Raw genomic sequence first — 20,881 nt, forward strand, 5'->3', positions numbered from 1 at the left:
ATGTCGTTCTCCCAAAACCGAGGTCACTTTTGGGCGACATGCATTAAGGCGCGTCGCACCTTTTGGGCGACATGCATTGGAAGGGTCGCCATGAACGACGTCCCCAAGAGGTCGCTGCCCAGGGATATCGCTGACACGAGCGAAGCGGTGGCGGGAGCCATCCTCACCATCGATCTCGGTGCGATCCGTGAAAACTACCGGCGGCTGAAAGCGCGGTTGGGCGATGTTCGCTGCGCTGGCGTGCTCAAGGCGGACGGCTACGGCGTTGGCGCCAGCCAGGTCGCGGCGGCGCTGCTTCGCGAAGGCTGCGACACTTTCTTCGTCGCGCTGCTGGGCGAGGGCGTCGCCTTGCGCCGCTCGGTTGGGCCGGGCCCTGCCATATTCGTGCTGAACGGCATTCCGCCTGGCGCCGAGCCGGACGCCGTGGCGGCGGACCTTTGCGCCGTCATCAACAGCGTGGAGCAATTGGCGGCCTGGCGTGCGGCGGCACGCCGTGCCGGCTGGAAACTGCCGGCTGCAATCCAGGTCGACAGCGGCATGTCGCGGCTCGGCATGGCGCCCCGGGATGTGGAGCGGGTTGCGGCCGATCCGCATGCCTTCGACGGCATCGACATCCGTTTCGTGATGAGCCATCTGGCCTGCGCCGACGAGCCGGAGCATTCGGCCAATGAGCGGCAGCGACTGGCATTCGAGCGGCTGCGTGCAATGCTGCCGGAGGCGCCGGCCTCGCTCACCAATTCGTCCGGCATCTTTCTTGGGGCACGCTTTCACTACGATCTCGCACGCCCCGGCGCCGCCCTCTACGGCATCAATCCGACACCGGCCAGGCCGAACCCTATGCTGCCGGTCGTGCGGCTGGAGGCCAAGGTCGTTCAGACACGCATGCTGGAGGCCGGCGTCGGTGTCGGCTATGGCCACACATTCCACACGGTGGCTCCGCTCGCTGCCGCGACGATCTCGCTGGGCTATGCCGATGGCTGGCACCGACGCGCGGCGTCCGCGGCCTGGTTCGAGGGCGCGCGCCTGCCCTTCCTCGGGCGGGTGTCGATGGATTCGATCATTCTCGACATCTCCGCGTTGCCGTCCGGCAAGCTCCGCGAGGGGGATCTCGTCGAACTGCTCGGTCCCTCACAAAGCGTCGATGACGCTGCCGGCCATGCCGGCACCATCGGCTACGAGATACTGACCAGCCTCGGCCCGCGCTTTCATCGGCGCTATGTCGGCGGTTGAGCGCTTTGGCCGCGCTTGACAAGAGGACGCCTGTCGGCAAGGCTCTGGGCATGAGCAACCTCGCTTATATCAGAACCTTGTTCAGGGTCTGCCCGATCGCGGGATCGTAGCCCCGGCGCGGTCGCCTTTTGGCGTCCGTCCGAACCGGGGCATTTCTACCTGACATCATCATTCCCGAGCCAGACGGCCCTCGCGGCTGCCGGCTTTCATCAAGCCGCTGTCCAGTACGGCGGCAGGCACGCATCTGTTCGATGCGCCAATTCATGAGGTTTGCCATGCAACATGCAACGGGATTGCATCCACCGAGCCGGCTTCTGGTCAGCGATGCCGACCACAACAGGCTGACGGGCCTGGCGCGGGCGTCGCTCGACCGCGTGCCCGAGACAGCCGAAGAACTGCTTTCGGAGATGGATCGGGCCGTCATCACTGCGGCGGCTTCCATGCCGGCCAACGTGGTGCGGATGGGCTCGACCGTGACAATCCGCACCGATGGCGATGACACCCAGCGCATCACGCTGGTCTATCCCGGCGATGCCGACATCAGTGAAAACAGGATTTCGGTGCTGACGCCGATGGGGACAGCGCTTATCGGCGCCTCGGTCGGGGAGGTAGTGCGCTGGAGCAGTCGTGGCGGCCGGGAGCTGTCGTTGAGGGTCGAAGCCGTCGACACGCCCGCGTCCGGCCAGCAGCGGTCCTGATCATGGAGGCGGCGATGACAGGCACGAATTGCTGGCTGACGACGAAGGACTTCGCCGTCCTCGAGATCATGCTGGAGCATCGGCGGGCTTTCGCGGATCCGATCGTTCCTATGCTTGCAGACAAGCTCTCTAAAGCTGATGTGGTTCCGATCGATTCGGTCGAACCCGATATCGTTACGCTGAACAGCAGGGTTGTGTTTCGCATCGATGCCGGCCCTGCCGAGACCCGAACCCTGGTGCAGAACGAGGTGCGCGGACCGGTCGGCTCCAGCCTGTCGATCACGACCAGGCGGGGGCTGTGCATGCTTGGCATGGCCGAGGGCCAGGCGGCATCGATCGAACAGGCCGACGGCAGGCGTGAGTCGATCCTGATCGCGGCCGTGCTCTACCAGCCGGAGGCCGCGCGGCGGGCCGTCAGGGAGAAATCCCAAGCCGAGGTGCGACGACCGCATGGGCTCACGCTCGTCTACAGCGCCGCAGCCGATTGGCGGCCTCTTGGCGAGAAGGCCGGAATGCGGCAGACAGAGGGCGATGACGACCCCGGTCCTACGGCGGCGTGAAATGGCAACAGTGCATGGCCCCGAAAATCGGCATCGATTTTCGCCGGGGAGCATGCGCAAATCGGAAATGGTGGCCGCGTCCAAGGTGTCCTGAAGGACGCGCGGCGCGGCAAGGAGTGAACGATGAAGATCATGGTGCTGGGCGGTGGCGTCATCGGGGTGACCACGGCGTACTTTCTTGCCGAGGCCGGCCACGAGGTGACGGTTCTCGACCGCCAGAAAGGCCCGGCGCTGGAAACCAGCTTCGCCAATGCCGGCGAGATATCGCCCGGCTACGCCTCGCCATGGGCAGGCCCAGGCATTCCGCTGAAAGCGATCAAATGGCTGCTGATGAAGCATGGCCCACTGGTGGTGCGGCCTGCCTTCGATCCGCATATGTGGACATGGCTGATCAAGATGCTGCGCAACTGCACGGCCGAGCGTTATGCGATCAACAAGGCGCGCATGGTGCCGCTGGCCGAATACAGCCGCGACACGCTGAAGGCGCTGCGCGAAGCAACAGGCATCGCCTATGACGAACGCACCCAAGGCACGCTGCAGCTGTTTCGCACGCAAAAGCAACTCGACGGCACCGGCGGCGATGTCGAGGTTTTGAAGAAGTATGGCGTGCCTTACGAGATCCTCGACCAGGACGGCTGCATCGCGGCTGAGCCGGGCCTCGCCGGGGTGCGCGAAAAGTTCGTCGGCGGCCTCAGGCTGCCGCACGACGAGACCGGCGATTGCAAGATGTTCACCGACAGGCTGGCCGAGCTCTGTGTGGCGCGCGGCGTCAAGTTCGAATACGACGTGACGATCTGGCGTGTCATCCGCAGCCGCAACCGCATCGCCAATCTCAGCACCAGCAAAGGCTGGAAAGCCGCCGACGCCTATGTCATGGCGCTGGGCAGTTATTCGGCAGGGTTCATGCGCAGGGTGAAACGGCCGATCCCGGTCTATCCGGTCAAGGGCTATTCGATCACCGTGCCGATCAAGGATGCCGCCGCGGCACCGGTTTCGACGGTGATGGACGAGACCTACAAGGTGGCGATCACCCGGCTTGGCGACCGCATCCGGGTCGGCGGCACGGCCGAGATTTCCGGCTTCGACCTCAGGCTGCATGAATCGCGGCGCCGTACGCTGGAACACTCGGTCGGCGATCTCTTTCCGGGCGCCGGTGCGATGCGGGACGCGACCTTCTGGTGCGGGCTACGGCCGATGACGCCGGATGGTCCGCCGCTGATCGGCCGCACCGAGCTTTCCAATCTCTATCTCAACACCGGCCACGGCACGCTCGGCTGGACCATGGCCTGCGGCTCGGGCAAGGTGCTGGCCGACATCATCTCCAGCCGGGTGCCGGACATCGATGTCCGCGACCTCGCGCAGGAGCGCTATCTGCGGTAGGGCGAGCGTTGGTCAGAATGCTTGCCTGACCCAGTCCTCATCGAACAGCAGCCGATAGGCCCACGGGATCGTCACATTGGTGGCGACCGGGTTCGAGTGGGCGAGATAGTCGTCATAGATCGGCTTCATCCTGATGTAGAAGGCCGGATCGAGCACCATCATGCCGTTCTCCGAATCGTGGAAGAAGCTGCGGTTGTTGAGATTGACCGACGAGATGGCGACCAGCCTTTCGTCGATCATCATGATCTTGGAATGCAGCACCACATCCGGCGCCTTGAACTCGCGGATGTTGATGCGGTCGCCATATTTCTCGACGAACAGCTTGTTGAGCGCGGTGAGGAACTTGCCGCCAATATCGCCCTTGAGATCGATGCGCCCGACAATGTCGATCCTGACACCGCGCGCGAGTGCCCGGTCGAAGGCGAGGCCAAGCTTCGGCGTCAGGTTAAGGTAGGGATTGACGATCTGGATATGGTTCTGGGCGGCGTCGACCAGCTCGACGAAATAATCCTCCAGCGCATGCCCATCCTCGTAGGGCACCGAGATGAAGTGCCGTGCCGTGCCCCACGGGCGAGCGCCGTCGGACCGGACCGGAATGGAGAAAGGACGCGCCAGATTGGCGTCGGCGTCGCGCAGCCACACTGTCGAAAGATGCGCGGCGAGCGTCTCGACCGTGGCCGGATCGGCGAACTCGATGTCGAAGTCGCTCCAGTTCGAATAGTAGTTCAGCGAGAACCCGTCGGTCTTGCCGTATTGCTCAAGATCGGGATAGCGCGACAGATCGATCGGCTGGTGGAACAGGAAGCCGTCATGGATGTTGCGGCCGCCGATGATGGCGCGTGAGCGCGCGGGATCGTCGGCAAGCGTCGCCAGCATCTTGACGTGATGGACCTTGTGCAGTTGTGAGATCTGCTCGTCGATCGGCGCGCCATGGTCCGCCCGCCAGCGATATTCCTGCAGCTCGACATTTGGGAATTCGGCGGCCAGCCGGTGCAGCAGTGCGTCGTCCTTGTCGCGCTCCAGCACGTCGGTGACCAGGATACGCACCTTGGTGCCAAGCGCCGCATGATGACGGATCAGCCGTTCGATGATGCGGCCGGAGAAGTCAGCCTTGAACTCCAGCGACGACAGATAGATCAGCTTCAGCCTTGGCGCCTTGGAAAAGTCGAGCGGCAGTTCCGGGTCGCCCTTGTCGATGGCGCTGTTGGACAGCGGCGCTCCCATCAGTGCCTCGACCTTGGCGTTGAAGCCGTCGCGCGATTTGCGCAGCAGGCGCGGCTTCCCGATCGGCAAGGCGCAGGTCTGCGACAGCCAGCGGCTGGCGTAGAAGGCGCGGCTGAGGGGGTCGAGGCCAGTGGGGTCGGGCGTTGGACAACGCTCGTAACGACTGTCGAAGGCGGCAAGCACCGGGTCGGCGGTCTCTTCGCGCCGGATGGTGAGCGGCGCGCCAACCGGGACAAGGCTGGAGCGGATTCTTAGCACGCAGCGGTTCAGGCGGTCACTCGGGAACAGGCTGACCGTGTTGTCCTCGCCGGACAGGCGAAAGCGGAATGCCGTGCCCGTGGCGATAGTGCGTGAACCGCCGCCGGCACGGATCGCCAGCGTGCCGTCGCATGTGCCCTCGATGTCGGTCGGCTGCTTGCCGGTTTGGCGCAGCACGATCTCGATGCTGCGTGCCTGCAGGCCGGAGAAATCGAAGATCTTCGGTGCCGAAGGCCGGGCTGCCGCATCGATGTAGAGCGTTTGCCGCGACACCCGCCAACGGCCGTCGAAATGGCCCTCGCCGCTGCTGGCGCCGGCCGGCGGCAGATGCGTCTCGGCGACCGGCCCGGCCAATTGCTCCAGTGTCCGGTAGGTCGCCTGGAAATCGCTGTTGCGGATCTCATAGCGGTCGTGACCGAAAGGGCCGGTGCCGTTGGCGCGGTCCATGGCGCCGAGCTGGTGGTGGGCAAGCAGCGCCAGGAACCGCTTTTCGTAGTCGCTTGTTGCGGCGTCGCCGAAAAACTGCGCGGCGGCGACTTGCGGCCCGGGCGTCCTCGCCGACAGCGAGGGTCGCGCGCAGGCCGTCTGGCCCTGCAGGACGTCGCAGGCATTGCGGCCAGCGTCGGCACAGCCGGCAAGGACAGTCAGCCCGAGCAGAACGATGGCGATGGCTGTGCGGCCCTTCACCCGGCCGCTCCGGCCTTCAGGGCGCTCAATTGGGCCGGGTCGCGCGGCGGCATGAAGCCCCGCGGGAAGACCTTGCAGACGGGAATGGCGAAAGTGGCGATCAGCAGCTCGGCCTCGCCACGCATCTTGCGCGGCGCTGTCTTGTCGTCGCGTATCGCTTTGGCCGAAGCGATGAGGGCGCCGTCACAGTCGCAATGGTTGTGGCGGGCGATGTAGCAGGCGTCATGCGTCTGGCAGGCCGCGTCGAGGCGGTTGACCGGCCGGGCCGACAGATCGCCTGTGCGGGTGCCGGGGCCGCAATAATTGCCGAAGACGAAAGGCGAAGGCCGCGCCATGGCGTTGCGGATCGGCTTGGGCAATTCGGCCTCCGGGACCTTCGTCCACGGATTGGCGCAAGCGGAAACGAAAAGCAGCGGCAGGATGGCAAGAACGGCTCGCATGTTTATCCGCGCCAGCTTTCTGAAGGATGTCCCTACGCGGTGACCGCACGCCTGATGCCACACTCGCCGGTTTTGTGGCAAGGAAAAGGCGGCACAGCTAAACGAACAGGCCCCGTTCCCGCTCCACCGCCTTGGTGATGAAGCTGGCGACGATCTGGACGCGGCGCAGCGGCCTGACCGATTCGTGATAGACCAGCCAGTAGGCGCGACGGATGGGCGCGACGGCATCGACGGACACTAGTTCCGGCATCGAGCGGGCGACGAAGGTGTGCAGGATGCCGATGCCGGCGCCCGAGCGCACTGCCTCGGCTTGGCCGAGCGCCGAGGATATGGCGAAGCTGGTGCGCCAATCCGCGCTGAATTCTGCGGCATAGTCGAGCGAGGGGCTGACGATGAGGTCCGGCACATAGCCAATGAGGGTGTGCTGGCCAAGGTCGGCAGCGGTTCTGGGCAGGCCATGCACCTCGACATAGGCGCGGGAGGCAAACAGGCCGAGCGAGTAGTCGACCAGCTTCCCTGCCACCAGCCGGCCTTCGGTCGGCCGCTCGACGGTGATGGCGATGTCCGCCTCGCGGCGCGACAGCGAGAAGGAGCGCGGCACCGGCACGAGCTGGATCGTCAGTTCGCGGTGCAGCGCGGTCAATGCGCCGAGGCGCTTGGCCAGGAAGGCGACACCAAAGCCGTCCGGCGCGCCGATGCGCACCGTGCCGGAGACATCGTCGCCTTCACCGGCAACGGTCGAGCGCGCGGCGATCATGTCGCCCTCCATGCGCTCGGCAATGTCGAGAAAGCGCTCGCCCGCCGGCGTCAGCTCGCTGCCGGTGGTCAGCCGGCGAAACAGTTTTGTCCGCAGCGCATCCTCAAGTGCGGCGATGCGGCGCGAGACTGTGGCGTGGTTGAGTTCCAGCCGTTTGGCGGCGCCCAGGATCTGGCCGGCGCGCGCCACGGCAAGGAAGATACGGACGTCATCCCAGTTCATGGCGATCCTTGAAATGTATCTTGCGGCCTCATCATTTGCGGGAATTGATGCTCACCCGTCAATCGTTATCTATTTTCCGCACAACGGTTGCGTTCTCCGTCGCGTTGCCATCCGCCGGCCAAAGGCGGACAATGCGGCATCACAAACAAAGGGAGAGAAATCATGATCGACTACGGTCATTTCATCGGCGGCAAGCATGTCGCCGGGACCAGCGGCCGCAAGCAGGATGTCATGCAGCCGATGGACGGCTCCGTGCGCGGCACGGTGGCGCTGGCTTCGCAGGCGGAACTGCGCGCGGCGGTCGAGAATGCCAAGGCAGCGCAGCCGAAGTGGGCGGCAACGAACCCGCAGCGCCGCGTGCGCGTGCTGATGAAATTCCTCGAACTGGTCGCCCGCGACTATGACGAACTGGCCGACATCCTGGCGCGCGAGCACGGCAAGACGATCGCCGACGCCAAGGGCGACATCCAGCGCGGCCTCGAAGTGGTCGAAGTCTGCATCGGCGCGCCGCATATGATGAAGGGTGAATTCACCGACGGCGCCGGCCCCGGCATCGACGTCTATTCGATGCGCCAGCCGCTCGGCGTCGTCGCCGGCATCACGCCGTTCAATTTCCCCGCGATGATCCCGCTGTGGAAGATCGCGCCGGCCATCGCCTGCGGCAACGCCTTCATCCTGAAGCCGTCGGAGCGCGATCCGGGGGTGCCGATGCGCATTGCCGAACTGTTCCTCGAAGCCGGCCTGCCGGCGGGCATCCTCAACGTCGTCAACGGCGACAAGGACGTGGTCGACGCCATCCTCGACGATCCCGACATCAAGGCCATCGGCTTTGTCGGCTCGACGCCGATCGCCCACTACATCTATTCGCGCGGCACCGCCGCCGGCAAGCGCGTGCAGTGCTTCGGCGGCGCCAAGAACCACATGATCATCATGCCCGACGCCGACATGGACCAGACTGTCGATGCGCTGATCGGCGCCGGCTACGGCTCCGCCGGCGAACGCTGCATGGCGATCTCGGTTGCCGTCCCGGTCGGCAACGACACCGCCAATCGGCTGATGGAAAAGCTGATCCCGCGCGTCGAAAGCCTCAAGGTCGGTCCTTCGACCGACTCTTCCGCCGATTTCGGCCCGCTGGTGACGGCGCAGGCCCTGGAGCGGGTCAAGGGTTATGTCGACACCGGCGTCAAGGAAGGCGCCAAGCTGGTCGTCGACGGCCGCGGCTTCTCCATGCAGGGTTATGAAGACGGCTACTATATGGGCGGCTGCCTGTTCGACAACGTCACCGCTGACATGCGTATCTACAAGGAAGAGATCTTCGGGCCGGTGCTCTCGGTGGTGCGCGCACCGACCTATGAGAGCGCGATCAAGCTCGCCAACGACCACGAGATGGGCAATGGCGTCGCCATCTTCACCCGTGACGGCGATGCCGCGCGCGACTTCGCAAGCCGTGTCCAGGTCGGCATGGTCGGCATCAACGTGCCGATCCCGGTGCCGATCGCCTACTACACCTTCGGCGGCTGGAAGGCATCTTCCTTCGGCGACCTCAACCAGCACGGTCCGGACGCGTTCCGCTTCTACACCAAGACCAAGACGGTGACCTCGCGCTGGCCGTCCGGCATCAAGGACGGTGCGGAATTCGTCATCCCGACGATGAATTGAGCCAGAAAAACATTCGAATATCGGAAAGGCGGGTTCATCCCGCCTTTTTCGTTTCTGGGTGCCCGCTATCTTCTTCACACGGTTGGAATCGTGCCGCCATCGATGACGTATTCGGCACCATGGATCGCCGCGGCGCGGTCCGAGACAAGGAAGGCGACCAGTTCCGCGATTTCGTGCGGCCATGCCGGCCGGCCGATTGGGATGCCGCCCAGCGCATCCATGATGCCCTGACGGGCGGTTTCCTCATCCGAACCGGAATGGGCGGCCAATCGCTTCACCATGGCTTCCGAAGCGGCGGTGTGGATCCAGCCCGGCGCCACGGTGTTGACGCGGATGCCTTTCGGGCCGAGCTCCTTGGACAGTGCCTTGCTGTAGGTGGAAAGGGCTGCCTTCGCCGCCGCATAGGCGATGGTGGATTCGTGCAGCGGCAGGCGGCGCTGGATCGACGATATGTGGACGATCGCGCCGGAGCCTTGCTCGATCATGTGCGGGACAAGCAGGCGGTCGAGCCGCACTGCCGCCAGCAGGTTGAGGCTGAGTTCGTCCTGCCAGAGCTGATCGGTCAGTCCGGCAAATCCGCCACCGGGGCCCTTCGACCCGCCGACGCTGTGCACGATGATGTCGACGCCGCCAAGCTGCTCCATGACCTCTGCGGCCACTGTTTCGGTGCCTGCCAAAGTACTCACATCGGCCTGCACGAACAGCTTTGGCGATAGCGCATCGGGAAGCGCCGAGCGGGCCGTGGTGAGAACGGCCGCGCCCGCCGCCGAAAGCCTGGCAACGATGGCCTCGCCGGCACCCTTGGTGCCACCGGTGACCAGAACGCGCTTGCCGGCAAATTCCTGATCGTCGACGGTGAATTTCTGAGCGATGGTCATGCGCCGATCTCCAGCCGTGCGATCCGGTCATCGGCCAGGGTGAAGACGTAGCGGAGCGTCGCCGGGCTGCCGGGGAAATTGCCCGAGACGATGCCGGCAATCCGCCACGCATCGCCATTGACCGTCGCGTCGGCGACCTCGACGGCCACCCGGTATTTGCTTGTCGTTGCTTCCATCCAGCTGCGGATGGCGGCCGGACCATGATGGGTTTCGCCTTCGTCCCTGACCGTGGCGTCCGATGAGAAAGAGGCGAGCATGGCGTCGACGTCATGCCTGTTCTTGGCGGCGAAATAGTCGGTCAGCGGCTGCGGAAGTTTTGCGGTCATGGCTTCTCTCCGGTTCCAGTTCCGGCCGTTGACGCGAGGGTCCGCGGCCTTGTCCGGCTCCTAAAATGAGATAGACTGAAAAAATGACAAGAACCGACGGAAAAGTAAGGTACTTACCCGAAAGTAAGGTTAGGCCTGAAAGCAAGGGCGAAGCGTTGACGCCTCTGTCGGCGGCGAGCGGCGTCGAGAACGTGCTGCGCATCCTCGAAGGCCGCTGGAAGCTGGTGATCCTGTTTCACCTGTTTGGCGGCAAGGTGCTGCGCTTTTCCGATCTCGAGCGTGCCATCCCGGCGATCTCCCAGAAGATGCTGATCCAGCAGCTGCGGCAGATGGAGGCCGACGGCATCGTCCGCCGCATCGTCCATCATCAGGTGCCGCCGAAGGTCGAGTATTGCCTGACCGATTGGGGACAGGCGCTATGTCCGGCTCTCGACGCTCTGCTCAAATGGGCAGCGCTTCGCGTGGTGGAAGCTTGACGCGGATTGCGCCTCGCAACGCGCCGCAAGGATGCTTGTTTTCGCATCGAGACCTCACCATATCGATTCCAGGGAATGCGATAGAATTCCCTGATGACAGACCGGAAACCAGAAGGAGTGACGTGATGAAGACGTCGAATCCGGCCTGGATCGTCCCGGCATATTGAGGCTGCCCATGTGCCTCCCTTTGCCGGAACGCCAAGGCGAAGGAGGTGCCAGATGGCACACAAATTTTCGTTCCGATGGATCAGGATAGCCGCGATTGGCGCCACACTGGCGCTGTCGACGCCATCGGCACAGGCGCAGTTCATCTGCGGCGGCCACAGTGATCTTGTCGCGGGATTGGCGCAGGCCTTTCAACAAAAGCAGATCGGCTACGGTGTGGTCGGGCAAGCCGCCATTGTCGAGGTCTATGTTTCGGCAAGCGGGACATGGACCATGCTGGTGACCGACGTGCAGGGCCGAAGCTGCATCTTCGCGACCGGTGACGGATGGGAGAATACCGTCACCGCGACGGCGCAAGGGATCTGAACCGTTCGATCAGCGCGTTGCGGCCACCTCGGCATGGCCGCGCAGCAGCGCCATCAGGCGCTTGGCGTCCTTGGCCGCGGCCTCCTCGTCGCCGTCAAGGATCGAGCGGATCAGCGCGACATGGTGCTCGGCGGATTCGGCAAGGCCGGTGTCGGCCTTGTAGCGGAACCAAAAGCGGCGGCTGTGGGTCTGCAAGGGGGCGGCCAGGCGGGCGGCGAACGGGTTGTCGGCGGCCAACGCCAGCGCTTCGTCAAGCGCCTTGTCGGCCTGGATGAAGGCAAGCACGTTGCCCGAGATCACCGCTTTCTGCATGGCGAGCGCCGCTTCGTGAAACAGGTCGGCGGCCTCGCGGGTGACGAAGCGGGCGGCCGAGCGGGCCAGGACCACCTCGACGCCGCGGCGCGCATCGAGCACGCGCAGCCAGTCGCCCGGATGGAGCGGAGCGATCGCGATGCCGGCGCGCGGCCGCACGTCGAGCAGCCCTTCCCAGGCCAACCGCTGGATCGCCTCGCGCACCGGTGTCCTGCCAAGCCCGAGCCTGTCGATCAAGGCGCCCTCGGTGACGAAGCTTGCCGGGGCGAGTTCGAGCGTGACGATCATATGCTCGAGCACATGGTAGGCCCTGGTCGCGGCCGGCTCGGTTGGGATGCTTGCTTCCATGGATATCAAACGCGCTCTCCTGATATATCTTGAATATATCATAACGGAATCCGTATTGACAGGCAGTTTCTTAACAGATATATGGCTGATATATCAGATGGAGCAATGACAATGTGGACCGGAGTTTTTCCTGCCGTCACGACCAAATTCACCGCGGATGATCGTCTCGATCATGCCGAGATGGAGCGCTGCTTTGCCCTGCAGATGGAGGCCGGCTGCGACGGCATCATCGTCTGCGGATCGCTCGGCGAAGGGCCGATGCTGTCGCCCGACGAGAAGATCGAGGTGCTGAAGACCGCGCAGAAAGTCGCCGGCAAGAAGCCGGTGCTGCTGACCGTCAACGAGGCCGGCACCCGCGAGGCCGCCAGCATTGCCAAGCGCGCCGCCAAGGAAGGCGCCAACGGCCTGATGGTGGTGCCGAGCCCGATCTACCACACCAATGCGGAAGAGACTGTCGCGGCGCTCCGCGCGGTCGCGCAGGCCGGCGACCTGCCGGTCATGATCTACTCCAACCGGCTCGCCTACCGCGTCGACGTCACCGTCGACCAGATGGAGGAGTTGGCGTCGGACAAGCGCTTTGTCGCGATCAAGGAATCCTCGGACGACATCCGTCGCTCGACCGAGATCATCAATCGCCTGGGCGACCGCTACGACCTGTTCACCGGCGTGGACAATCTCGCCTTCGAGGCGCTGTCGGTCGGCGCCATCGGCTGGGTGGCCGGACTGGTCACCGCGTTCCCCCGCGAGACCGTTGCCATCTACCAGCTGATGAAGCAGGGCCGCCGCGAGGAGGCGCTCGCCATCTACCGCTGGTTCCGGCCGCTGCTCGATCTCGATGTCTCGACCTATCTGGTACAAAACATCAAGCTTGCCGAAGTGTTCGCGATCAACACAAATGACCGCGTGCGCATGCCGCGCCAGCCACTGTCTGGAGAGCGCCGCAAGGCAGTCGAGAAGATCATCAAGGATGCACTCGCCGTGCGGCCGAAGCTACCAACGTTCTGAGGAAAATATATGCCGTCCCGGATCCATCTCAAGCGCGTCGAAAGCGATGGGGATTGGGCGGCATATCACCATATTCGCAAGCGCGTTCTTTGGGAGGATCGGGGTTTGGATGGCTACAACGAACAGCATCCCGACGACCGTCTTGCTGGCAATCATCCATTGCTCCTCATGCGCGACGGCGCGCCGGTAGGGACCGCGAGGCTGGACGTTGCCGGTCCCCGCCTCGGCATTGTCAGGCTTGTTGCCATCGAACCCGATCTGCAGCGGCGCGGCTTGGGCCGGATTCTTATGCAGGAAGTCGAGACCTACGCACACCGCCTTGGCTTGGAGCAGCTTGAAGTCAATGCCGCCAAGGAGGCAGAAGGGTTTTATCAGACCGTTGGTTGGGCGGTCGCCCAGGCCGACCGAATAAACCCTCTGATGACAAAAGCCCTCAACCCTGGAGACATCCGGTCGTGACGGCGCCAACCGAGATATTGGACATCGCCATCATCGGTGGCGGCATCATTGGCATCTGCGCCGCCGCGTCTCTCGCCGAGGCGGGGCGCAAGGTCACGATCTTCGATAGGACGGGCATCTGCGAGGAGACGAGCTCCGGCAATGCCGCCGCCTTTGCCTTTTCCGATGTGCTGCCCCTGGCGCATAAGGGCATGATGCGGCAGCTGCCGAAATGGCTGGCCGATCCGCTCGGCCCGCTCAGCATTCCGCCCGCCTATCTGCCGAAGCTTCTGCCCTGGCTGATCCGCTTCTGGCGCGCCGGTGCACCGGGAAAATACGAGGCGAGCCTTGCCGCTCAGGCAAGCATGATGAAGCTCGCCGAAATGGAATGGATGGGCCTGCTCGATCGCTCCGGTACGCGCTCGATGCTGCGCGAGGACGGTTCACTGGAGCTCTACGAAAGCGAAGCCGAGTTTCAGGCCGGGCTGCCCGGCTGGGCGGCGCGTAAGCGTTTCGGCATCGGTTTCCGCCATGTCGAGGGCGAGGAACTGGCCGCCTTGCAGCCGGGGCTTTCGCCGCGCTTCATCAAAGGCACGTTCGTGCCGGGATGGAAGACGGTCGCCGACCCGAAACTGCTGGGCAAGGCGGTGTGGGCCTATGCGCAGGCCAAGGGCGCCCGCTTTGAGCTGGCTCGGATCAGCCAAGTTGCGGCGGACCAGAATGGTACGACACTGACGTTGGCAGACGGCACGACAAGGCAGGCCCGACACCTTGTCGTCGCCGCCGGCGCATGGTCGCATCTGCTGGCGCGGCAGCTCGGCGATCGCATTCCGCTGGAGACCGAGCGCGGCTACAACACCACGCTGCCGACGAGTGCCTTCGACGTGAAGCGGATGCTGATCTTCTCCGGCCATGGCTTCGTCGTCACGCCGCTCGAAACGGGCCTGCGAGTCGGCGGCGCCGTCGAACTCGGCGGCATCGAGCGGCCGCCCAATTATAACAGGTCGAAGGCGCTGCTGCGGAAGGCGCAAAAATTCCTGCCGGGGCTCGATCCCTCGGGCGGGCGCGAATGGATGGGGTTCCGTCCCTCGCTGCCGGATTCAGTGCCCGTCATCGGCGGCGCGCCGGGAAAGCGGTCGGTGGTTTATGCCTTCGGCCACGGCCATCTCGGCCTGACCCAGGCGGCAGCCACCGGACGGTTGATCAGGGATCTTGTCCTGGGGCAGACTCCGCCGATCGATCTGGCCCCCTTCGGCCCACAACGATTTTGATTTTTCGGGTTTTGTTTTCGAGGAGCGTCATGGCCAAGAAATCCTTCTTCTGCATAGACGGCCACACCTGCGGCAATCCGGTCCGCCTGGTCGCCGGCGGCGGCCCGTTGCTTCAGGGCTCGACGATGATGGAGCGGCGGGCGCATTTCCTGGCCGAGTATGACTGGATCCGCACCGGGCTGATGTTTGAGCCGCGCGGCCATGACGTGATGTCCGGCTCCATCCTCTATCCGCCGACACGCGAGGATTGCGACATCGCCATCCTGTTCATCGAAACCTCCGGCTGCCTGCCGATGTGCGGCCATGGCACCATCGGCACGGTGACGATGGCGATCGAGCACGGGCTGATCAAACCGAAGACGCCAGGCGTTCTCAGGCTCGACACGCCGGCCGGCCTGGTCATCGCCGAATACAAACAGGTCGGCGATTATGTCGAGGAGGTGCGCATCACCAATGTACCGTCCTTCCTCTACGCCGAGGGGCTGACGGTCGAATGCCCTCAGCTCGGCGAAATCGCCGTCGATGTCGCCTATGGCGGCAATTTCTACGCCATCGTCGAGCCGCAGGCGAACTACCGCGACATGGCCGACTATTCGGCGGGCGACTTCATCGCCTGGAGCCCGGTGGTGCGGCAGCGGCTCAACGAAAAATATTCCTTCGTGCATCCCGAGAACCCGGACATCAACCGGCTGTCGCACATGCTGTGGACCGGCAAGCCGACCGTGGCCGGGGCCGACGCCCGCAATGCCGTCTTCTACGGCGACAAGGCGATCGACCGCTCACCGTGCGGCACCGGCACCTCGGCGCGCATGGCGCAACTTCATGCCAAGGGCAAGCTCAAGGCCGGCGACAGCTTCGTCCATGAATCGATCATCGGTTCGCTGTTCAAGGGCAAGGTCGAAAAGGACGTCACCGTCGCCGGCAAACCGGCCATCATACCCTCGATCGGCGGCTGGGCACGGATGACCGGATTGAACACCATCTTCATCGATGACCGCGATCCGTTCGCGCATGGTTTCGTGGTCAAGTGAAGGGAAACCTGACCCTGGGGAAAGAAACGGAACGAAAAACGGATCGTGTCAGCAACGCAACGATTCTTCTCATCACCTAATTTTGACGGCGATTTCTTCGAAACGGGGCGCATGATGCGGTCGAATCGTCAAAGACATTGCGTTATGCCAATGGTAGGGTCCGCGATAGTCCAGGGGTCGGATGGGAGAAAACGGGCAATCGGACGGCGTGCCGCGAAAACACGCATGACGATTGAAAAATGACGTTGCAATCCGGGCTCGAAACTTTACGACTAGGGGAAATACGAAAAGGGATGCGTCTGCATGGGCGACATTCCAGGGGAGCCATGTACACATGCAGTACTTTGTCCAGCAGCTTATCAACGGGCTGACGCTGGGATCGATCTATGGGCTGATCGCGATCGGCTATACGATGGTCTACGGCATCATCGGCATGATCAATTTCGCCCATGGCGATATCTTCATGGTGGGTGCCTTCACGGCACTGATCGTCTTTCTCGCATTGGGCGCGCTGTTCTATTCGGTGCCCGTTGTGGTGGCGCTGCTGGTCATGATGATCGTGGCGATGCTGCTCACCAGCCTTTACAACTGGACGATCGAGAAGGTGGCCTACCGGCCGCTGCGCGGTTCGTTCCGGCTGGCGCCGCTGATCACCGCCATCGGCATGTCGATCGCGCTGTCGAATTTCGTCCAGGTGACGCAGGGGCCGCGCAACAAGCCGATCCCGCCGATGGTCAGCCAAGTCTACAACATCAACGGTATCAGCGTGTCGCTGAAGCAGATCATCATCGTCGTCGTCACGGCGCTGCTGCTGGCGCTGTTCTGGTATCTGGTCAACAGGACTTCGCTTGGGCGGGCGCAACGGGCCTGTGAGCAGGACCGCAAGATGGCGGCGCTGCTCGGCATCGATGTCGACCGCACCATCTCGATCACCTTCATCATGGGGGCGGCCCTTGCCGCGGTCGCCGGCACTTTGTTCCTGATGTATTACGGCGTCATTGCCTTCTCGGACGGCTTCACGCCTGGCGTGAAAGCCTTCACGGCGGCGGTGCTGGGCGGTATCGGTTCGCTGCCGGGTGCGGTGCTCGGCGGGCTGATGATCGGCTTCATCGAGAGCATGTGGTCGGCCTATTTCTCGATCGACTACAAGGACGTCGCGGCGTTCTCGATCCTGGCGATTGTGCTGATCTTCCTGCCTTCCGGCATATTGGGCCGGCCAGAAGTCGAAAAGGTTTGAGACCATGGCCGTCACCGTATCTCCGGAGCGCGACACCGTCGCCACCCCCGTGCAGCGCGCCACGCGCGAGGCGCTTTATGCCGGCGCCATATCGTTCGGCCTGTTCGTGCTGTTCATCGGCCTGAAGACGGGTCAGAACATTTCCAATGAGCTGGTCCTGACGACGCGCTGGGGCCTGCTTGCCGCCGTGGTGATCGCCACGGCTGTCGGGCGGTTTCTTTATGTCGCTTATGGCCAGCCCTTCCTGGCCAACCAGAAGATCACCGACGTCGCCACCGGCCTGCTGCCGGCCAGTGTGGCGTCGCGCTTCTTCCAGTTGCCGGCCTTCATCGTGGCCATCATCGCCGCGGTGCTGCTGTTCGTGTTCAACAACTCTCTCGCCGGATGGGTGGGAGCTGAGCCGGCCGGCTATCTGCAATTCCTGCGCGCCCTGGCGGTCATCTATGTGCTGGCTTGCGTGATCTACTACTTCCGCGCCTTCATCCATGCCAACTTCACCAAGTTGGGCATCACGGCGCTGGTGCTGTACCCGATCCTCGTGGTCGCGGTGCTGTCGCTGAACGCCTGGTCCATAACCGGTGGGCTGCAGGGTTCGCTGAAATGGGTCGACAATTTCGGCATCCAGATCCTGATCTATGTGATGCTGGCCTGGGGTCTGAACATCGTCGTCGGCCTCGCCGGCCTGCTCGATCTCGGCTACGTCGCCTTTTATGCAATTGGCGCCTATGCGTATGCGCTGCTCGGCACCCAATACGGCCTGTCGTTCTGGATCCTCCTGCCGGCAGCGGGTGCCATGGCCGCCTTCTGGGGTGTGCTGCTCGGCTTCCCGGTGCTGCGCCTGCGCGGCGACTATCTGGCGATCGTGACGCTGGCTTTCGGCGAGATCATCCGCTTGGTGCTGATCAACTGGCGCGAGGTCACCAACGGGTCGGCCGGTATCTCCGGCATTCCCAAGGTCAGCTTCTTTGGCCTGATGTCGTTCAACGTGTCAGACCCGAACTACATCGCCAAGGTGCTGCACATAGCCCAGTCGGGCGCCTACTATAAGATTTTCCTCTATTATCTGATCCTGGGCCTGTGCCTGCTCACCGCCTTCGTCACCATCCGGCTGCGGCGCCTGCCGGTCGGCCGCGCATGGGAAGCGCTGCGCGAGGACGAGATCGCCTGCCGGTCTCTGGGCATCAACACGACGACAACCAAGCTTACGGCTTTTGCCACAGGCGCCATGTTCGGTGGCTTCGCAGGCTCCTTCTTCGCCGCGCGGCAAGGCTTCGTCAGCCCGGAATCCTTCGTCTTCCTGGAATCGGCCATTATCCTCGCCATCGTCGTGCTCGGCGGCATGGGCTCGCTGGTCGGCATAGCGGTTGCCGCAATGGTGATGATCGGCGGCACCGAGGCGCTGCGTGAACTCGACTTCCTCAAGCAGATCTTCGGGCCAGACTTCACCCCGGAACTCTACCGCATGCTTCTGTTCGGCATGGCCATGGTCATCGTCATGCTGTGGAAGCCGCGCGGCTTCGTCGGCAGTCGCGAACCGACCGCTTTCCTCAAGGTGCGAAGAGCTGTCTCTGGCTCATTCACCAAGGAGGGCCACGGCTGATGAATGCGAGCTCGATTCAGGGGACCAATCCGGGCATGAACGACGCTATCCTGCAGGTCGATCACCTGTCGATGAAGTTCGGCGGCCTGGTCGCCATCGGCGACCTGTCCTTCACCGCCAGGCGCGGCGAGATCACCGCGCTGATCGGACCCAACGGCGCCGGCAAGACCACCGTGTTCAACTGCATCACCGGCTTCTACAAGCCGTCGGAAGGCATGATCACGCTCAACCGGAACGACGGATCGAGCTATTTGCTTGAACGTCTGCCCAACCATGAGATCCCGGCGCGCGCCAAGGTGGCGCGCACCTTCCAGAACATCCGCCTGTTCTCGGGCATGACGCTCCTGGAGAACCTTTTGGTTGCGCAGCACAACAAGCTGATGAAGGCATCGGGCTATACGATCCTTGGCCTGTTCGGCTTCAGCAGCTACCGCAAGGCCTCGGCCGAATCGGTCGAGCTTGCCAAGCACTGGCTGGAGAAGGCCGATCTTGTCGACCGTGCCGACGATCCGGCCGGCGACCTGCCCTATGGTGCGCAGCGCCGCCTCGAGATTGCCCGTGCCATGTGCACGGGGCCGGAGCTTCTGTGCCTGGACGAGCCGGCGGCCGGTCTCAATCCGAAGGAATCGGCGGCGCTCAACGAACTGCTGATCGATATCAAGAGCACCACGGGCACCTCGATCCTGTTGATCGAACATGACATGTCGGTAGTCATGCAGATATCCGACCATGTCGTGGTGCTGGAATATGGCCGCAAGATCTCGGACGGTAGTCCGCAATCGGTGCGCACCGATCCGCGCGTCATCGCCGCGTATCTCGGCGTCGACGACGAGGAAGTCGAGGCGGTCCTGACCGAGGTCGGGGACGAAGACGTCATCGAACAGCTCGATACCGGCCCTGATGCCGCGCATGGACCGGGGACGTCGTCTTCGTATCTCGCCGGGCCGGTGACCGACACGGTCGGCCATAGTCAAGGTGAACGCGTGACTGTGTCGAAGGGCGCCTCCAAGGCGGCGCAGGTCGATGCGAAGGTCAAAAACGCACCAAGAAAGCCGTCCGAGCGGGCCACGGCCAAGCCGGCCGCGAAAACCCCGACAGCCAAGCCGCGCGGAGGGCGTAAATGATGGCCGCGACAACGCTGCTCGATATCAAGGGCGTGCAGACCTATTACGGCAACATCCGGGCGCTGAACGGTGTCGATGTCACCGTCAAGCAGGGTGAGATCGTGGCGCTGATCGGCGCCAACGGCGCCGGCAAGTCGACGCTGATGATGACCATTTTCGGCGCGCCGCGCGCTCGCGCCGGCACCATCACCTTTGCCGGCACCGACATCACCCAGATGCCGACGCATGAGATCGCGCGCATGCGTATCGCCCAGTCGCCCGAAGGCCGACGCATCTTTCCGCGCATGACGGTGATGGAAAACCTGCAGATGGGCGCCAGCCTCGACAACCTCAAACACTATGCCGAGGACGTCGAGAAGGTGTTCACGCTGTTCCCGCGGCTCAAGGAGCGCATCGCCCAGCGCGGCGGCACGCTGTCGGGCGGCGAGCAGCAGATGCTGTCGATTGGGCGTGCGCTGATGGCGCGGCCGAAGCTGCTTTTGCTCGACGAACCGTCGCTGGGTCTGGCGCCGCTGATCGTCAAGCAGATCTTCGACGCCATCCGCGAACTGAACCGCACGCAGGGGCTGACCGTGTTCTTGGTGGAGCAGAACGCCTTCGGCGCGCTGAAACTCGCCACGCGCGGCTATGTCATGGTCAACGGCAATGTGACGATGAGCGGCACCGGCAAGGAACTGCTCGCCAATCCGGAAGTGCGCGCCGCCTATCTCGAAGGCGGACACCACTGAGTTTGGAGCGGAATGTGTGCATGCGGTATTCCGCTCCAAGTTGTTTGTTTGTCGCATGATCTTTGTCCGAAAAGTCTGCAACTTTTCGGGATCATGCTAAGGAGACTTCACCATGCAGGGCATTCTCTACGAGGAGCCGTCGATCTGGCAGTTCTTCTTCGTCACCTGTCTGCTGGGCGGCTGGGCGGCCTGGATGACCGGCAAGGCCAGCGCCCAGACATGGCGCAGCTTCATCCAGCTGTTCGCCTATATGCTGGGCCTCGGCATCGGTATCCGCTTCATCCATCACGCGCTGTTTGGCGGCACGATGTTCTCGCTGCACTACTACATCGTCGACACCATCGTGCTGATGATCCTCGGCTTCGTCGGCTATCAATACACGCGCACCAACCAGATGGTCACACAGTATAATTGGCTCTACGAAAGAGCTTCAATCTTGAGCTGGAAACCGAAAGGTTGAC

20 protein-coding genes and 2 pseudogenes are annotated in these 20,881 nt (G+C 63.5%); 16 read left to right on the plus strand and 6 right to left on the minus strand.

Going from position 1 to position 20,881, the window contains the following annotated elements:
* Window positions 1-90: 90 nt before the first annotated feature.
* The 4 genes from alr to ACZ89F_RS34345 all read left to right on the plus strand — a co-directional run bounded on the left by alr (window position 91) and on the right by ACZ89F_RS34345 (window position 3,868).
* The gene (gene alr / locus ACZ89F_RS34330; protein ID WP_476096658.1) at window positions 91-1,230 is read left to right on the plus strand and encodes an alanine racemase; all 1,140 of its coding nucleotides are present in this window, start codon (window positions 91-93) and stop codon (window positions 1,228-1,230) included.
* A gap of 275 nt (window positions 1,231-1,505) precedes the next feature.
* Window positions 1,506-1,928: a nucleoside diphosphate kinase regulator gene (gene rnk / locus ACZ89F_RS34335; RefSeq protein WP_476096659.1), complete on the plus strand. Its 423-nt coding sequence runs from the start codon at window positions 1,506-1,508 to the stop codon at window positions 1,926-1,928.
* A 2-nt stretch (window positions 1,929-1,930) separates the two neighbouring features.
* On the plus strand, window positions 1,931-2,488 hold the full coding sequence (locus ACZ89F_RS34340; RefSeq protein ID WP_476096660.1) for a GreA/GreB family elongation factor: 558 nt from the start codon (window positions 1,931-1,933) through the stop codon (window positions 2,486-2,488).
* A gap of 123 nt (window positions 2,489-2,611) precedes the next feature.
* Complete coding sequence (locus ACZ89F_RS34345) at window positions 2,612-3,868, plus strand: D-amino acid dehydrogenase (protein ID WP_023811792.1); 1,257 nt, start codon at window positions 2,612-2,614, stop codon at window positions 3,866-3,868.
* 12 nt (window positions 3,869-3,880) lie between these two features.
* On the opposite strand, the gene ACZ89F_RS34350 is transcribed toward ACZ89F_RS34345, so the two are convergent.
* The 3 genes from ACZ89F_RS34350 to ACZ89F_RS34360 form a co-directional block, all read right to left on the minus strand.
* Complete coding sequence (locus ACZ89F_RS34350) at window positions 3,881-6,037, minus strand: phospholipase D-like domain-containing protein (RefSeq protein WP_476096661.1); 2,157 nt, start codon at window positions 6,035-6,037, stop codon at window positions 3,881-3,883.
* Window positions 6,034-6,477: a hypothetical protein gene (locus tag ACZ89F_RS34355; protein ID WP_476096662.1), complete on the minus strand. Its 444-nt coding sequence runs from the start codon at window positions 6,475-6,477 to the stop codon at window positions 6,034-6,036. The genes ACZ89F_RS34350 and ACZ89F_RS34355 overlap by 4 nt, the downstream gene beginning before the upstream one ends.
* Before the next feature lie 97 nt (window positions 6,478-6,574).
* Entirely contained in the window at window positions 6,575-7,456 is an 882-nt protein-coding gene (locus ACZ89F_RS34360) for a LysR family transcriptional regulator (RefSeq protein ID WP_476096663.1), read from the minus strand.
* A gap of 162 nt (window positions 7,457-7,618) precedes the next feature.
* Here ACZ89F_RS34360 and ACZ89F_RS34365 point away from each other — a divergent pair, with 162 nt between their 5' ends.
* Entirely contained in the window at window positions 7,619-9,115 is a 1,497-nt protein-coding gene (locus ACZ89F_RS34365; protein ID WP_023811796.1) for a CoA-acylating methylmalonate-semialdehyde dehydrogenase, read from the plus strand.
* A 74-nt stretch (window positions 9,116-9,189) separates the two neighbouring features.
* Here the strand turns inward: ACZ89F_RS34365 and ACZ89F_RS34370 are convergent, their stop codons facing one another.
* Window positions 9,190-9,993 (minus strand): SDR family oxidoreductase, encoded by an 804-nt coding sequence (locus ACZ89F_RS34370; protein ID WP_476096664.1) that lies wholly within the window; start codon window positions 9,991-9,993, stop codon window positions 9,190-9,192.
* The gene (locus ACZ89F_RS34375) at window positions 9,990-10,319 is read right to left on the minus strand and encodes a nuclear transport factor 2 family protein (RefSeq protein WP_476096665.1); all 330 of its coding nucleotides are present in this window, start codon (window positions 10,317-10,319) and stop codon (window positions 9,990-9,992) included. Before ACZ89F_RS34375 ends, ACZ89F_RS34370 begins: the two co-directional genes overlap by 4 nt.
* Window positions 10,320-10,474: 155 nt before the next feature.
* Between ACZ89F_RS34375 and ACZ89F_RS34380 the strand changes: the two genes are divergently transcribed.
* Both ACZ89F_RS34380 and ACZ89F_RS34385 read left to right on the plus strand, forming a co-directional pair.
* Window positions 10,475-10,795, plus strand: coding sequence for a winged helix-turn-helix transcriptional regulator (locus ACZ89F_RS34380; protein WP_476096666.1), 321 nt, complete (start codon window positions 10,475-10,477; stop codon window positions 10,793-10,795).
* Window positions 10,796-11,014: 219 nt separating this feature from the next.
* Entirely contained in the window at window positions 11,015-11,326 is a 312-nt protein-coding gene (locus tag ACZ89F_RS34385; protein ID WP_476096667.1) for a hypothetical protein, read from the plus strand.
* A 9-nt stretch (window positions 11,327-11,335) separates the two neighbouring features.
* Here ACZ89F_RS34385 and ACZ89F_RS34390 read toward each other — a convergent pair whose 3' ends face one another.
* Window positions 11,336-11,986: a GntR family transcriptional regulator gene (locus ACZ89F_RS34390; protein ID WP_476096668.1), complete on the minus strand. Its 651-nt coding sequence runs from the start codon at window positions 11,984-11,986 to the stop codon at window positions 11,336-11,338.
* 111 nt (window positions 11,987-12,097) lie between these two features.
* Between ACZ89F_RS34390 and ACZ89F_RS34395 the strand changes: the two genes are divergently transcribed.
* From ACZ89F_RS34395 to ACZ89F_RS34435, 9 genes and pseudogenes are all read left to right on the plus strand, one after another.
* Entirely contained in the window at window positions 12,098-12,991 is an 894-nt protein-coding gene (locus tag ACZ89F_RS34395) for a dihydrodipicolinate synthase family protein (RefSeq protein ID WP_476096669.1), read from the plus strand.
* 9 nt (window positions 12,992-13,000) lie between these two features.
* Window positions 13,001-13,450 (plus strand): GNAT family N-acetyltransferase, encoded by a 450-nt coding sequence (locus ACZ89F_RS34400; protein ID WP_476096670.1) that lies wholly within the window; start codon window positions 13,001-13,003, stop codon window positions 13,448-13,450.
* Complete coding sequence (locus tag ACZ89F_RS34405) at window positions 13,447-14,700, plus strand: NAD(P)/FAD-dependent oxidoreductase (protein ID WP_476096671.1); 1,254 nt, start codon at window positions 13,447-13,449, stop codon at window positions 14,698-14,700. The genes ACZ89F_RS34400 and ACZ89F_RS34405 overlap by 4 nt, the downstream gene beginning before the upstream one ends.
* A 29-nt stretch (window positions 14,701-14,729) precedes the next feature.
* The gene (locus tag ACZ89F_RS34410; protein ID WP_476096672.1) at window positions 14,730-15,731 is read left to right on the plus strand and encodes a 4-hydroxyproline epimerase; all 1,002 of its coding nucleotides are present in this window, start codon (window positions 14,730-14,732) and stop codon (window positions 15,729-15,731) included.
* Window positions 15,732-16,065: 334 nt separating this feature from the next.
* Window positions 16,066-16,968, plus strand: coding sequence for a branched-chain amino acid ABC transporter permease (locus ACZ89F_RS34415; RefSeq protein WP_378984750.1), 903 nt, complete (start codon window positions 16,066-16,068; stop codon window positions 16,966-16,968).
* Between the two features lie 97 nt (window positions 16,969-17,065).
* Window positions 17,066-18,568: pseudogene (livM, locus tag ACZ89F_RS34420) on the plus strand (high-affinity branched-chain amino acid ABC transporter permease LivM); the annotation flags it as partial.
* A pseudogene (locus ACZ89F_RS34425) lies at window positions 18,568-19,680 on the plus strand (ABC transporter ATP-binding protein); the annotation flags it as partial. The pseudogenes livM and ACZ89F_RS34425, both read left to right, overlap by 1 nt.
* A gap of 11 nt (window positions 19,681-19,691) precedes the next feature.
* A complete protein-coding gene (locus tag ACZ89F_RS34430; RefSeq protein WP_476097456.1) occupies window positions 19,692-20,420 on the plus strand; it encodes an ABC transporter ATP-binding protein in 729 nt (242 codons plus the stop codon).
* A 112-nt stretch (window positions 20,421-20,532) separates the two neighbouring features.
* The gene (locus ACZ89F_RS34435; RefSeq protein WP_056586311.1) at window positions 20,533-20,880 is read left to right on the plus strand and encodes a DUF6867 family protein; all 348 of its coding nucleotides are present in this window, start codon (window positions 20,533-20,535) and stop codon (window positions 20,878-20,880) included.
* Window position 20,881 lies beyond the last annotated feature (1 nt).

The organism is Mesorhizobium sp. USDA 3734 (assembly GCF_056279665.1).

Bases quoted from the DNA above. Each gene is read 5' to 3' on its own strand.
- alr (WP_476096658.1), top strand. From the start codon at position 91: ATGAACGACGTCCCCAAGAGGTCGCTGCCCAGGGATATCGCTGACACG.
- rnk (WP_476096659.1), top strand. From the start codon at position 1,506: ATGCAACATGCAACGGGATTGCATCCACCGAGCCGGCTTCTGGTCAGC.
- ACZ89F_RS34340 (WP_476096660.1), top strand. From the start codon at position 1,931: ATGGAGGCGGCGATGACAGGCACGAATTGCTGGCTGACGACGAAGGAC.
- ACZ89F_RS34345 (WP_023811792.1), top strand. From the start codon at position 2,612: ATGAAGATCATGGTGCTGGGCGGTGGCGTCATCGGGGTGACCACGGCG.
- ACZ89F_RS34355 (WP_476096662.1), bottom strand. From the start codon at position 6,477: ATGCGAGCCGTTCTTGCCATCCTGCCGCTGCTTTTCGTTTCCGCTTGC.
- ACZ89F_RS34360 (WP_476096663.1), bottom strand. From the start codon at position 7,456: ATGAACTGGGATGACGTCCGTATCTTCCTTGCCGTGGCGCGCGCCGGC.
- ACZ89F_RS34365 (WP_023811796.1), top strand. From the start codon at position 7,619: ATGATCGACTACGGTCATTTCATCGGCGGCAAGCATGTCGCCGGGACC.
- ACZ89F_RS34370 (WP_476096664.1), bottom strand. From the start codon at position 9,993: ATGACCATCGCTCAGAAATTCACCGTCGACGATCAGGAATTTGCCGGC.
- ACZ89F_RS34375 (WP_476096665.1), bottom strand. From the start codon at position 10,319: ATGACCGCAAAACTTCCGCAGCCGCTGACCGACTATTTCGCCGCCAAG.
- ACZ89F_RS34385 (WP_476096667.1), top strand. From the start codon at position 11,015: ATGGCACACAAATTTTCGTTCCGATGGATCAGGATAGCCGCGATTGGC.
- ACZ89F_RS34390 (WP_476096668.1), bottom strand. From the start codon at position 11,986: ATGGAAGCAAGCATCCCAACCGAGCCGGCCGCGACCAGGGCCTACCAT.
- ACZ89F_RS34395 (WP_476096669.1), top strand. From the start codon at position 12,098: ATGTGGACCGGAGTTTTTCCTGCCGTCACGACCAAATTCACCGCGGAT.
- ACZ89F_RS34400 (WP_476096670.1), top strand. From the start codon at position 13,001: ATGCCGTCCCGGATCCATCTCAAGCGCGTCGAAAGCGATGGGGATTGG.
- ACZ89F_RS34410 (WP_476096672.1), top strand. From the start codon at position 14,730: ATGGCCAAGAAATCCTTCTTCTGCATAGACGGCCACACCTGCGGCAAT.
- ACZ89F_RS34415 (WP_378984750.1), top strand. From the start codon at position 16,066: ATGCAGTACTTTGTCCAGCAGCTTATCAACGGGCTGACGCTGGGATCG.
- ACZ89F_RS34430 (WP_476097456.1), top strand. From the start codon at position 19,692: ATGGCCGCGACAACGCTGCTCGATATCAAGGGCGTGCAGACCTATTAC.
- ACZ89F_RS34435 (WP_056586311.1), top strand. From the start codon at position 20,533: ATGCAGGGCATTCTCTACGAGGAGCCGTCGATCTGGCAGTTCTTCTTC.